This window comes from Pseudomonas sp. Ma2-10, from assembly GCF_054330215.1.
This window is the reverse complement of record NZ_JBTEYL010000019.1, coordinates 58,154-70,716: the sequence shown is the minus strand read 5'-3', so window position 1 is coordinate 70,716 and position 12,563 is coordinate 58,154. Positions and strand designations below refer to the sequence as shown.

The 12,563-nt window shown below is 60.9% G+C and carries 12 protein-coding genes and 1 pseudogene; 10 read left to right on the top strand and 3 right to left on the bottom strand.

The features are described 5' to 3' along the window. Positions 1-7: 7 nt before the first annotated feature. The 4 genes and pseudogenes from ACXPVS_RS20325 to ACXPVS_RS20310 form a co-directional block, all read left to right on the top strand. Positions 8-493: pseudogene (locus ACXPVS_RS20325) on the top strand (MCP four helix bundle domain-containing protein); the annotation flags it as partial. Positions 494-589: 96 nt separating this feature from the next. Then, positions 590-1,633, top strand: coding sequence for a methyl-accepting chemotaxis protein (locus ACXPVS_RS20320; protein WP_458511556.1), 1,044 nt, complete (start codon positions 590-592; stop codon positions 1,631-1,633). Between the two features lie 148 nt (positions 1,634-1,781). Next, entirely contained in the window at positions 1,782-3,158 is a 1,377-nt protein-coding gene (locus ACXPVS_RS20315) for a pyridoxal-phosphate dependent enzyme (RefSeq protein WP_458511524.1), read from the top strand. Beyond that, the gene (locus ACXPVS_RS20310; RefSeq protein WP_458511523.1) at positions 3,155-4,333 is read left to right on the top strand and encodes a trans-sulfuration enzyme family protein; all 1,179 of its coding nucleotides are present in this window, start codon (positions 3,155-3,157) and stop codon (positions 4,331-4,333) included. Before ACXPVS_RS20315 ends, ACXPVS_RS20310 begins: the two co-directional genes overlap by 4 nt. A 63-nt stretch (positions 4,334-4,396) precedes the next feature. On the opposite strand, the gene ACXPVS_RS20305 is transcribed toward ACXPVS_RS20310, so the two are convergent. From ACXPVS_RS20305 to purM, 3 genes are read right to left on the bottom strand one after another with little or no spacing between them, the layout of a single operon-like run. Continuing rightward, positions 4,397-5,110: a DUF3108 domain-containing protein gene (locus tag ACXPVS_RS20305; RefSeq protein ID WP_458511522.1), complete on the bottom strand. Its 714-nt coding sequence runs from the start codon at positions 5,108-5,110 to the stop codon at positions 4,397-4,399. Positions 5,111-5,118: 8 nt separating this feature from the next. Beyond that, the gene (gene purN, locus ACXPVS_RS20300; RefSeq protein ID WP_458511521.1) at positions 5,119-5,769 is read right to left on the bottom strand and encodes a phosphoribosylglycinamide formyltransferase; all 651 of its coding nucleotides are present in this window, start codon (positions 5,767-5,769) and stop codon (positions 5,119-5,121) included. Next, complete coding sequence (gene purM, locus ACXPVS_RS20295; protein WP_008148639.1) at positions 5,769-6,827, bottom strand: phosphoribosylformylglycinamidine cyclo-ligase; 1,059 nt, start codon at positions 6,825-6,827, stop codon at positions 5,769-5,771. Before purM ends, purN begins: the two co-directional genes overlap by 1 nt. 382 nt (positions 6,828-7,209) lie before the next feature. Between purM and ACXPVS_RS20290 the strand changes: the two genes are divergently transcribed. The 6 genes from ACXPVS_RS20290 to ACXPVS_RS20265 all read left to right on the top strand — a co-directional run bounded on the left by ACXPVS_RS20290 (position 7,210) and on the right by ACXPVS_RS20265 (position 12,561). Further along, on the top strand, positions 7,210-8,271 hold the full coding sequence (locus tag ACXPVS_RS20290; protein WP_458511520.1) for a DUF2066 domain-containing protein: 1,062 nt from the start codon (positions 7,210-7,212) through the stop codon (positions 8,269-8,271). Positions 8,272-8,317: 46 nt separating this feature from the next. Further along, positions 8,318-9,391 (top strand): AI-2E family transporter, encoded by a 1,074-nt coding sequence (locus ACXPVS_RS20285; protein ID WP_458511519.1) that lies wholly within the window; start codon positions 8,318-8,320, stop codon positions 9,389-9,391. A 230-nt stretch (positions 9,392-9,621) separates the two neighbouring features. Then, entirely contained in the window at positions 9,622-10,326 is a 705-nt protein-coding gene (hda, locus tag ACXPVS_RS20280; RefSeq protein ID WP_458511518.1) for a DnaA regulatory inactivator Hda, read from the top strand. Positions 10,327-10,540: 214 nt separating this feature from the next. Continuing rightward, positions 10,541-11,191 carry a C40 family peptidase gene (locus ACXPVS_RS20275; protein ID WP_458511517.1) on the top strand — a complete coding sequence of 217 codons (651 nt, stop codon included), beginning with the start codon at positions 10,541-10,543 and terminating at the stop codon, positions 11,189-11,191. Between the two features lie 164 nt (positions 11,192-11,355). Then, a complete protein-coding gene (locus tag ACXPVS_RS20270; RefSeq protein WP_458511516.1) occupies positions 11,356-11,892 on the top strand; it encodes a C40 family peptidase in 537 nt (178 codons plus the stop codon). Between the two features lie 15 nt (positions 11,893-11,907). After that, on the top strand, positions 11,908-12,561 hold the full coding sequence (locus tag ACXPVS_RS20265) for a class I SAM-dependent methyltransferase (RefSeq protein WP_458511515.1): 654 nt from the start codon (positions 11,908-11,910) through the stop codon (positions 12,559-12,561). The last annotated feature ends 2 nt before the right edge of the window (positions 12,562-12,563 follow it).

Below are 12,563 nucleotides of genomic sequence, written 5' to 3'. Positions count from 1 at the left end.
CAGAGCAATGAGTATCAGAAATCTCAATATTGCGCCGCGCGCGGGCCTGGGTTTTGGCCTGCTGGCGTTGATGGTGTTTGGATTGGGGGCGTTCGCCCTGCTGCAAATGTCGAACATGCGCGCGCAGTCCGATCAGGTCGATGATAATTGGCTGCCCAGCGTGATGGCGGTCGGGGAGATGAATCAGGACATGCAGCGGCTGCGGGCATTGACCATGCGCCTGCTGATCAATCGGGACCAGCAGGCGCTGACGCAAAACGTCAGCAAACTCAACGCGCTCAAAGGCGTCCTGGGTGAGCCTCAGCAGCGTTATGACGCGCTGATCGTGCTGCCCGAAGAGCGTGTGTTGTTCGACCGCTTCAAAGCCTCGGAGCAACAATACCTGCAGTTCCAGGCTCAGGTGATGACGCTGTCTGCTCAGGGACGGGTGGAAGAGGCGGCCGCCATGCTCAATGGCGAGATGAGTCCGTTGGCCGATGAAATCGCCGTCACCCTCAAGGCATTGGTCGAACTGAACAAACACAGCGCTAACCTGGCGACCGAGGCGGGGCGCCAGGTGTTCAACCATTCGCGGGTCTGGGTTGGGGTGATGATCGGCCTGACGGCGCTGATGACCATCGGCCTGGCGCTGCTGCTGACCCGCAGCATCGTCGTGCCGCTTTCCCAATCGTTGAAGGTGGCTGAAGGGGTGGCAGGCGGCGATCTCACCGGTGATATCAGCATCAGCGGCAAGGACGAGCCGGCGCGGCTGTTGCAAGCCCTCAAGCGCATGCAGGGGAGTTTGCGCGAAACCCTGCGGCACATTTCCGACTCATCCAGCCAATTGGCCTCGGCCTCGGAAGAGCTCAGTTGTGTGACCGAAGAGGCCACCCGGGGCTTGCATCAGCAGAGCCTGGAAATCGACCAGGCCGCCACGGCGGTGAATCAGATGACCGCCGCGGTCGAGGAGGTCGCGAGCAATGCGGTGGCCACGTCCGAAGCGTCTCGCGAATCCGACCGGATCGCCCAGCACGGTCGCGAGCAGGTGCATCAGACCGTGTTGTCCATCGAATCACTGGCTGACGATGTCACGGCCAATGCGACCCAGGTCGAGGACTTGGCGCAGAAAGTTTATGGCATCAGCAAAGTCCTGGATGTGATTCGCTCGATTGCCGAGCAGACGAACTTGCTGGCCCTGAACGCGGCCATCGAAGCGGCGCGGGCCGAAAGTGCCGGGCGCGGGTTTGCGGTGGTGGCCGATGAAGTGCGGGCGCTGGCGCACCGGACTCAGCAATCGACCCAGGAAATCGAGCAGATGATCTCCGGCATCCAGCAAGGCACCGATGCGGCGGTCCGCTCGCTGCAGCAGAGCAACACTCGGGCGCGTTCGACCCTGGAAGTGGCGAAAGCAGCGGGCACGGCGCTGGAGGAAATCGCCACGGCGTTTACCCTGATCAATGAGCGCAACCTGGTGATCGCCAGCGCCTCAGAGGAACAGGCAGCCGTCGCGCGCGAGGTGGATCGCAACCTGATGAATATTCGCGATCTTGCGTTACAGACGTCGGCCGGGGCGAATCAAACCAGCGCGGCGAGCCAGGAACTGTCTCGGTTGGCGGTCGATCTGAATACGATGGTGGCGCGGTTCTCGGTCTAGGCCGCGACGCTACCGGCTGGCTGTGTGAGGTTGCGGGTGGTGCCATCCCGGCCTATGGTCCAAGCGATACTTTGCCTGCGACTGGGGGGCGATGATTCGCCGCCGGTTGCTGTCCACCCAGTGCTGATTTGCGTCGCGAGGTGACGACATGCCCACCGATTCCCGACCCGCCGTGCTCGAACTGATCGGCAATACGCCGCTGGTGCGCGTCAGCCGTTTCGATACGGGCCCGTGCACACTGTTCCTCAAGCTTGAATCGCAGAACCCCGGCGGTTCAATCAAGGATCGCATCGGCCTGGCGATGATTGACGCCGCCGAGCGCGATGGCCGCTTGCGCCCCGGCGGCACCATCGTCGAAGCCACCGCCGGCAACACCGGCCTTGGCCTGGCCCTGGTCGGCCGTGCCAAGGGTTACCGAGTGGTGTTGGTGGTGCCGGACAAGATGTCCACCGAGAAGGTTTTGCACCTCAAGGCGATGGGCGCCGAAGTGCACATCACCCGCTCCGACGTCGGCAAGGGCCACCCCGATTACTACCAGGACGTTGCGGCGCGGCTGGCGCAGGAAATTCCCGACGCCTTCTTCGCCGATCAATTCAACAACCCGGCCAACCCGCTGGCCCACGAATGCAGCACCGCGCCGGAGATCTGGGCGCAGACTCAGCATGATCTGGATGCCATCGTCGTCGGCGTCGGGTCGGCCGGTACGCTGACGGGGCTGACTCGTTTCTTTCGCCGCGTGCAACCGGAGCTGGTCATGGTGCTGGCCGATCCGGTTGGCTCGGTGATGGCTGAATACAGCCGCAGCGGCCTCCTCGGCACGCCCGGCTCCTGGGCGGTGGAGGGCATCGGCGAGGACTTCATTCCGTCGATTGCCGATCTAACGAGCGTGCGCCACGCCTACTCGATCAGCGACGAGGAAAGCTTTGATCATGCCCGCCAACTGTTGCGCGCCGAAGGCATACTCGGCGGCTCTTCGACCGGCACTTTGCTGGCGGCAGCGCTGCGTTACTGCCGCGCGCAGACCGAGCCGAAGCGGGTCGTCAGCTTCGTCTGCGACACCGGTACGCGCTACCTGTCGAAGGTCTACAACGACCAGTGGATGAACGATCAAGGCCTGTTGCAGTACAAACATTATGGCGATCTGCGTGACCTGATCTCGCGGCGCTTCGAGGATGGCCGGGTGATCAGCGTAGGCCCGGACGACACGCTGCTCACCGCGTTCCAGCGCATGCGCCTGGCGGATGTGTCGCAATTGCCGGTGCTGGAAGGCGGGCAGCGGCTGGTCGGCGTGATCGACGAGTCCGACATTCTGCTGGGCCTGCAAGCAGAGGCTTCGCACTTTCGCATGAGCGTGTCCAGCGCGATGACCGATAAGCTGCAAACCCTGCCTCCAAGCGCCAGTCTGGCGCAGCTACGGGCGGAGCTCGACCGTGGGCTGGTGGCGATCATCGCCGACGCTTCGGGCTTCCACGGCTTGATTACTCGAGTCGACATGCTCAATCACTTACGGAGATCCCTTACATGAGTCAACACGATGAAAACGCTGTGCCACGCGCCTTCGCCACCCGTGTGATCCATGCAGGGCAAACGCCCGACCCTACCACCGGGGCGCTGATGCCGCCGATTTACGCCAACTCCACCTATTTGCAGCAGAGCCCCGGAGTGCACCAGGGCTTCGACTACGGGCGCTCGCACAACCCGACGCGCTTTGCGCTGGAGCGTTGCGTTGCAGACCTCGAAGGCGGCACCCAGGCCTTCGCGTTCGCCTCGGGGCTGGCGACGATTTCCACCGTGCTCGAATTACTCGATGTTGATTCGCACATCGTCTCCGGCAACGACCTGTACGGCGGTACTTTCCGCCTGTTCGACAAGGTACGCCGGCGCAGCGCCGGGCATCGCTTCAGTTTCGTCGACCTGACTGATTTGGCGGCCTTCGAAGCGGCGCTGCAGGACGACACGCGGATGGTCATGGTCGAGACGCCGAGCAACCCTTTGCTGCGCCTCAGCGACCTCGCTGCCATCGCGCGCATCTGCCGCCAGCGAGGCATCATTTGTGTGGCCGACAACACCTTTGCCAGCCCGTGGATACAGCGCCCGCTGGAACTGGGCTTCGACATCGTGTTGCACTCGACCACCAAGTACCTGAACGGCCACTCCGACGTGATCGGCGGCATCGCGGTGGTGGGACAAAATGCAGACCTGGCGGAGCGTTTGGGCTTCCTGCAAAACGCCGTCGGCGCGATCGCCGGGCCGTTCGACGCGTTCCTCACCCTGCGCGGCGTGAAGACCCTGGCGCTGCGCATGGAACGCCACTGCAGCAACGCGCTGGACCTGGCGCAATGGCTGGAGCGTCAGCCGCAGGTGGCGCGTGTCTATTATCCGGGCCTGCCGTCGCACCCGCAGCACGAACTGGCGCAGCGGCAGATGCGCGGTTACGGCGGGATGATATCCCTCGACCTGAACAGCGATCTGGCCGGCGCCACGCGCTTCCTCGAGCGTGTGCGGATCTTCGCCTTGGCCGAGAGCCTGGGCGGGGTGGAAAGCCTGATTGAGCACCCGGCGATCATGACCCACGCCAGCATCCCCGCGGACATCCGTGCGCAACTCGGCATCGGCGATGCGTTGGTGCGGTTGTCCGTGGGGGTCGAGGATGTCGAAGACCTGCGCGCCGACCTGGCACAGGCGCTGGCGCGGATCTGAATGTCAGCAGGCAAAAAAAATCCGGAACCCTTAGCGGATTCCGGATTTTTGTGTCGAGCCGGATCAGCTGCCTTTGACAGCCTTGCCGTTAACCGTACCGTCGAGGAGCATGATGTTGTACTCCTTGCCGTCGGTTTCAACTTGTTGCAGACGAACCAGCAGGTAATCCCAGTCCTTGGCAAACCACAGGACGGTGATGCGCTTGCTTTGCGTCGGGTCGCGCACGCGCTCGACCTTGATTGCTTCGATCTGGCCCGCTTTGGTGTCGACCTTTTCCGAACCCAGCACGCGGAAATCATAGGTATCGACTTCACCATCGTCGACGACTTGATAGCTCATGCTTTTCTTGCCCGCGGCCACGTCGTGCTGCAGGGCGAGTTGATAAGTGGATTTGTCGACCATGCCGCGGTTGAGCGGGATCTTGACCGGGTCACCGCGATCGGTGCCGGTGACCATTTTGTTGGTCCAGTCGAAATCCAGGTCAGCCTTCTTGGCTTTACCCAGGCCGCCCCGTTTGAAGTGGTAGGACTGCGGCAGCAAGGTGTCCTTGTCCAAAGTCAGGGTGCTTTCTTCGGTCAGGCTGGCGATCATCATCGAGGCCTTGAAGCTGAGCTTCCAGGCGCCATTGGCTTGCTTGGTCAGGCTGCGTTCAGCGGTGCCGCTCATGGGCAACTGCTTCCAGTCAGCGGTGTAGCTGGCGGAGAAAGGTTGAAGTTCTGCAGCCTGCGCAAATGGCAGTGCGAGCAGAGCGCAAGCGAAGAGCAGGGCGCGACGCATAAAATCTCCTAGGTTCGAATCAAGTGGCCGCTGGCCGCGAGTAACTTCCCATCCAGTAAAGCACCTTGCTCACCGAGAGATAAACGACCTTCGGCAAACCAGCGTACAGCCAGTGGGTAGATCAGGTGTTCCTGGGTATGAACTCGCTGCGCCAGACTCTGCGGCGAATCGTGCAACTCTACCGGTATTACTGCCTGTACGACCAGTGGTCCGCCATCGAGTTCCTCAGTGACGAAGTGCACGGAGCAGCCGTGCTCAGTGTCGCCGGCTTCCAGGGCGCGCTGATGAGTGTGTAACCCTTTGTATTTGGGTAGCAGCGAGGGATGGATGTTGAGCAGGCGAGCGGCGTAGTGGCGCACGAAGTCAGCGCTCAGAATGCGCATGAAGCCGGCCAGTACCACGAGTTTGGGGTTGAACGCGTCGATCAGTTCGATCAATGCGGCATCGAAGGCTTCGCGGCCTTCGAACGCCTTGTGATCCAGGGTGCGGGTGTCGATACCCGCGTCCCTGGCACGTTGCAGGCCGTAGGCGTCGGCGCGGTTGGAAATCACCGCAGCGATGCGGGCCGGGCTGTCGCCGGTCCGCGTGCTGTCGATCAAGGCCTGCAAGTTACTGCCGGTGCCGGACAACAGCACCACCACATCACAGGTCTGGGACATCAATGAGCCTTGAGGTTCTTCAGTTCAACCTGAGCCGCGCCTTCGGCAGCGGTGGAGATCTGACCGATGACCCACGGCTGCTCGCCGGCTTCGCGCAGGACGTTCAGCGCGGTTTCGACGTGCTCTTGAGCAACGCAGATGACCATGCCCACGCCGCAGTTCAGCACGCGGTGCATTTCGTTTTCGTCAACGTTGCCTTTCTCTTGCAGCCAGTCGAACACGGCAGGGCGGGTCCAGCTTGCAACGTCAACCACGGCTTGTGCGCCTTTTGGCAGAACGCGCGGGATGTTGTCCAGCAGGCCACCACCGGTGATGTGGGCCATGGCTTTGACCGCGCCGGTTTCCTTGATCAGCTTGAGCAGCGGCTTCACGTAGATGCGGGTCGGGGCCATCAGCAGGTCGGTCAGCGGTTTACCGTCGAGCTGGATGTTTTCGATGTCGGCACCGGACACTTCGATGATCTTGCGAATCAGCGAGTAGCCGTTGGAGTGCGGGCCAGAAGATGGCAGGGCGAGCAGGGCATCGCCGGCAGCGACTTTGGAGCCGTCGATGATTTCGGATTTTTCCACGACGCCGACGCAGAAGCCGGCCAGGTCGTAGTCTTCGCCTTCGTACATGCCTGGCATTTCAGCGGTTTCGCCGCCAACCAGAGAGCAGCCGGACAATTCACAGCCAGCGCCAATGCCGGTCACAACCTGGGTCGCGGTTTCGACGTTGAGTTTGCCGGTGGCATAGTAGTCGAGGAAAAACAGCGGCTCGGCGCCGCAGACCACCAGGTCGTTCACGCACATGGCCACCAGGTCGATGCCGATGCTGTCGTGCTTGTTCAGGTTCAGCGCCAGACGCAGCTTGGTGCCGACGCCGTCGGTGCCGGAAACCAGTACGGGCTGCTTGTAGCCGGCCGGGATTTCGCAGAGGGCGCCGAAACCGCCCAGGCCGCCCATGACTTCCGGGCGCGCAGTGCGCTTGGCGACGCTCTTGATGCGTTCGACCAATGCTTCACCGGCGTCGATGTCTACACCGGCGTCCTTGTAGCTCAGGGAGGGTTGCTTGCTCATGATCCAGGCCTTTAGGGGGGATTCAGGGGTAACGACCGAGTCCAGTGGGACCACCGAAACTGACGAAGGCGATTGCCATCCGCGAATTTCAGGGTGCCCGGCTGTTGCCGGTCTGCGAAGGCGCGCGATTTTATCAGGCTTGAGGGGCAGCGGCCATCCTCAGGCCGACGGCAGGGGCATATCCGCTTAAAAAAACCTTCATTGCCCGTGTTGGCCGCAGCCTTCATGGCTGTATAAGGTATCGCTATTAACTGTCTATCGTCAGGGCAGTGCAAAAACTTACCAGGGTCAGGTGAATGTTTGGCTTGAAGGCGTGGTCATAGCCTTGCTCAATCCGGTTCACGCGGCCTGTTCCAGCCGCTCTTGTCGTCAGGAATCCTCCATGCGTTTTTTTTCTAGCTTTTTGTTTGCAGGCTGTATGTCATTGGTCAGCCTGGCGAGTCATGCCGAAACCCTCAAAAACCTGTATCAGGTGCGTCAGCCTGTCAGTGGGCAAAGCCCGGAAGTGCGTGATCAAGCGACTCAACAAGCGCTGGATACGCTGGTGTTGCGTCTGACCGGCGATCCCAAGGCTGCGCAAAGTCCGGGGTTGGCGGCACTGCGCAAGGACCCGCAGCAAATCATCAGTCAGTACGGCTTTGACGCCGGCCCGCCGGAAGTGCTGAGGGTCGATTTCGACCCGGCCACCACCGAGCAAGCGTTGCGCGGTGCCGGGCTGTCGTTGTGGGGGGCGAGCCGGCCTTCGATCCTTGGTTGGTGGTTGAACGATTCCATCGAGGGCTCGAGCCTGGTGGGCGATGCCCAGGCCAGTGCTGCACCGCTGCGCCGAGCGGCTCAACACCGCGGTCTGCCGCTGCGCCTGCCGCTGGCAGATCTGAGTGAGCAGATCGTCGCCACTGCGCCGAATCTGGAAGGTATGGACGCGACACCGCTGCGCGAAGCATCGGAGCGTTACAACGCTGACGCCTTGCTCGCGGTGCATGCGCGTGAAGAGAGTGGACAGTGGCAGGCCAAGTGGAATTTGTGGCTCGGTGACAAGAAGGAGGCGGGCAGCGTGCAGGGCGCGGATCAGGCCGCGGTGGCCGATGCGGTGATGCTGGCGGTCAGTGAGCGGCTGGCGCCGCGGTTTGTCGTCAAGCCAGGTGCTTCGGGCGAACAATTGATCGAAGTGCAGGGCATGAATCTGGAACACTACGCGGCGCTTGGGCGTTTGCTGGAGCCGTTTGGTGCGCGCCTGCAAAGTGTCGACGGCGACCGGATTCTCTACCGGGTCAATGGCAGCGCCGAACAGTTGAAGGCGCAATTGTCATTGGCCAGGTTGCAGGAAATTCCGGCGGGTGAAGCGCTAGCCCCCGCTGCGCCGGTTCAACCTGCAGACGACGGATCGGCTCCCGTCATAGCGCCACCCCCGGCCCCGACGCCGCAATTGCGTTTTCGCTGGTAAGTTTTTCTTTCCTTCCTTTATATAAGTGCAGAAGCAGGAGTTGTACATGGCCGATACGCGGCGTTGGTTCTGGTTGGGTGGGGTGATCCTGCTCTGCGCGTTTGTCTGGCTGTTGCATCCGATCCTGACGCCATTTCTGGTGGCGCTGCTGTTGGCTTATTTGTTCGATCCATTGGTGGATCGGCTGGAGAAGACCGGTCTGTCTCGAACGTGGGGCGTGGTGGCGGTGTTTACGCTGTTCACCTTGATCTTCACGACCTTGCTGCTGGTGTTGGTGCCGATGCTCGCCAAGCAGCTGTTTCGCTTGTACGAACTGGCGCCGCAGATGCTTGATTGGTTGCAGAACACCGCACTGCCATGGGCGCAATCGAAATTCGGACTCGCGGATAATTTCTGGAAATTCGACAAGCTCAAGGCGGCAATCAGTGAGCACATGGGCCCGACCACTGACATTGTCGGGGTAGTGCTGAGTCAGGCGACGGCTTCCGGGCTGGCGCTGATCGGTTGGTTGGCGAATCTGGTGCTGATCCCGGTGGTGAGTTTCTATCTGCTGCGCGACTGGGGCCTGATGATGGCCAAGATCCGCAGTCTGCTGCCCCGTGACCGCGAAGAGCGCGTTTTGACCTTGGCGGGTGAATGCCATGAAGTGCTGGGTGCATTCGTGCGCGGACAGTTGCTGGTGATGGTGGCGCTGGGCGTGATCTACGCGGCGGGCCTGATGTTGATAGGGCTGGAGTTGGGGCTGTTGATCGGGCTGATTGCCGGTCTGGCAGCGATCGTGCCGTACATGGGGTTCGTTATCGGGATCGGTGCGGCCTTGATTGCCGGACTGTTCCAGTTCGGTGGCGATCTGTACCCCATGGTCGGAATCGTCGCGGTGTTCATGGTGGGGCAGGCGCTGGAAGGCATGCTGCTGACGCCATTGCTGGTGGGGGATCGGATCGGTCTGCACCCGGTGGCGGTGATCTTCGCGATTCTGGCTGGGGGTGAGCTGTTCGGTTTTACCGGTGTGTTGCTGGCGCTGCCGGTGGCAGCGGTGATCATGGTGCTGGTGCGGCATATGCATGATTTATATAAAGATTCGGACATCTATGGCGGTGTCGACGAACCTGAACACTAAGGTTCGTTGATGGCCGTTAACGGGCGGCCTGGTTCCAGGCCAGGCTGACCCGGATCCCTCGTGCGGCGGTCACATGCGCCGTCAAAGAAACTGGCATAAAACCAGTGTGTTAACGCAAACCTTTGATTTTGCTTGTGGTCTGTCGCATTGTGCGACCCGCCTCACGGGTATAAACTTCGCAAACTTTACACAGAGGCCACTAACGGTTCCTTTGGAACTGTTCAGTCAGCATGAAACCGATTCAGCTGCCCCTAGGTGTGCGTCTGCGTGATGACGCTACCTTTATCAATTACTACCCCGGCGCCAATGCCGCTGCACTCGGCTATGTCGAGCGGCTCTGCGAAGCCGACGCCGGCTGGACCGAAAGCCTGATTTATCTCTGGGGCAAGGACGGGGTAGGGCGTACGCACTTGTTGCAGGCGGCCTGCCTGCGCTTCGAGCAACTGGGGGAGCGGGCTGTGTATTTGCCGTTGGCCGAGCTGCTTGATCGTGGTATCGCCATCCTCGACAACCTCGAACAGTACGAACTGGTCTGCCTGGATGATTTGCAGGCGGTAGCCGGTCGGGCGGATTGGGAAGAGGCGCTGTTCCATCTGTTCAATCGTCTGCGTGACAGCGGCCGACGCCTGCTGATCGCCGCCTCGACATCCCCGCGTGAACTGCCGGTGAAGCTGGCGGACCTCAAATCCCGTCTGACGTTGGCGCTGATCTTTCAGATGCGTCCGCTCTCCGACGAAGACAAATTGCGGGCCTTGCAACTGCGCGCATCTCGTCGCGGCCTGCACCTGACCGATGAAGTCGGGCATTTCATTTTGACCCGCGGTACGCGCAGCATGAGTGCGCTTTTCGAGCTGCTTGAGCGTCTTGACCAGGCGTCCCTTCAGGCTCAGCGCAAGCTGACAATTCCGTTCCTGAAAGAAACGCTAGGCTGGTAAGGCCAAGGCCTGGAGCGTGATTCGGCATATTCCAGGCGTCAAGAAGTGCGCTTTCCTACAAGGTTGCAGGCTGCGCAAACGTCTAAAACGGGCTTGAGCGCTTAGATGTAAACGCGAAACCAGCAAGTCACATTAAGTTCGATTGAATTTGCAAATGAGGTTGATAGTAGGCATAGTCTCGGCTTCTTTTGAGCCATCAGCCACGGTCGTGCCCATGCTAAATCGCTTCGCACCCCTCGTGCCTCTCGCACTCGTCACCCTGTTGTTCGGTTGCGCTGTCCACGCTCCAGTGTCCCAGCAAGAGCAACAACAGCAGGTTAAAAATTCTGCTACCGCCCAATCTTCCGTTCTTGATCAGCAAGCTCTTTTCCAGGAAGAGGCGGCCACCGAAAAAGAACTGGCAGACTTCTCCGGCGGCAAGTCGTACCAGCTTCCGGTTCTGGCCGACAGCATCCTCGAACGCGGCATCTCCCTGATCGGTACCCGTTACCGTTACGGCGGCACCTCCGAAGCTGGCTTTGATTGCAGCGGCTTCATCGGTTACCTGTTTCGTGAAGAAGCCGGCCTGAACCTGCCACGCTCCACCCGCGAAATGATCAACGTCGATGCTCCGCTGGTTTCTCGCAGCAAGCTGGAGCCAGGCGACTTGCTGTTTTTCGCCACCAATGGCCGCCGCGGCCGTGTCAGTCACGCCGGGATCTACCTGGGTGACAACCAGTTCATCCATTCGAGCAGCCGCCGCAGCGGTGGTGTCCGGATCGATAACCTGGGCGACAGCTACTGGAGCAAAACGTTCATCGAGGCCAAGCGCGCATTGGCGATGGCACCGGCTGCGGCCCCGACGATCGTCACGGCTCGCAAGTAAACGGACTATTTGTAAGGTTAACTTAAAGTCTTACTTGAAGTTTGCCACGTAGCAGCTAGAATCCAGATCTATTATTGATGGCAAACCGCCTGCGCCCTGCGCCGGCGGTTTTCTTTTCTGCGCCCCTGCAGAAAAAGCCGCAGCCAGATCAGGATGCTCTGCATATGTCGACGTCGGCCCGCCTCGCAATCATGTTCTTCGCAGCGCTGCTCAGCGCCTGCGCCAGCCGTACACCGCCACCTGCGCCGGTGGTTCGCGCGCCCATTGTTTTCGGTTCCTCCCAAGCATTCTCCCTTGAGGCCGAAGACGTATTGTTCCGCGCGCTCGGCCTGGTGGGCACGCCGTATCGCTGGGGTGGCAACACGCCGGATTCGGGTTTCGATTGCAGCGGGCTGATCGGTTATGTCTACCGTGATGTCGCCGGCATTTCGCTGCCGCGCACCACGCGCGAACTGATCGGCATGCAGGCGACCAGCGTGAGCAAGGACGGCCTGCAAACCGGTGACCTGATCTTCTTCGCCACCAATGGCGGTTCCCAGGTCAGTCACGCCGGGATCTACGTCGGCGAAGGTCGCTTCGTCCATGCGCCAGCCACAGGCGGCACGGTGAAGCTCGACAGCTTGTCCAAAGCTTACTGGCAGAAAGCCTATCTGAGCGCCAAGCGCGTCTTGCAACCTGAGCACTTGGCGCGCAACCCTTAAAGGGCAGAGGTTGTCATGACCGCTCGCACACTCAATCTCAACGATTCCCTGTATCAATACCTGCTCGACGTTTCTCTGCGCGAAACGCCGTTGCTCAAGCGTTTGCGTGATGAAACCCAGGCGCTGCCCATGGCTCGCTGGCAGGTGGCGCCCGAGCAAGGTCAGTTCCTCGCGCTATTGGTGAAGCTCACCGGCGCCAAGCGTCTGATGGAGGTGGGCACCTTTACCGGTTACAGCGCCTTGTGCATGGCGGCTGCATTGCCGGATGACGGCTCTTTGATCTGCTGTGACATGCCCGGCGACTACAACGCCACTGCGCAGCGTTACTGGCAGGAGGCAGGGCTTGCCGGGCGGATCGATCTGCGTCTGGGGCCCGCGCTGGAAACCCTGGCTCAGATGAATCAACAAGTGCCATTCGACCTGATTTTTATCGATGCCGACAAAGCCAACTACCCATGCTATCTGGAGCACGCATTGCGTCTGCTGCGGGTCGGCGGTCTGGCGGTGTTTGATAACACGCTGTGGAGTGGCCGGGTGCTTGAGGACAATCCCGAGAGCGACGACACCCGAGCCATCCAGGCGCTCAATCGCGCCTTGAAGGATGACTCGCGTGTGGACCTGTCGTTGTTGCCGTTGGGCGATGGATTGACGTTGTGTCGCAAGCGCTAAGC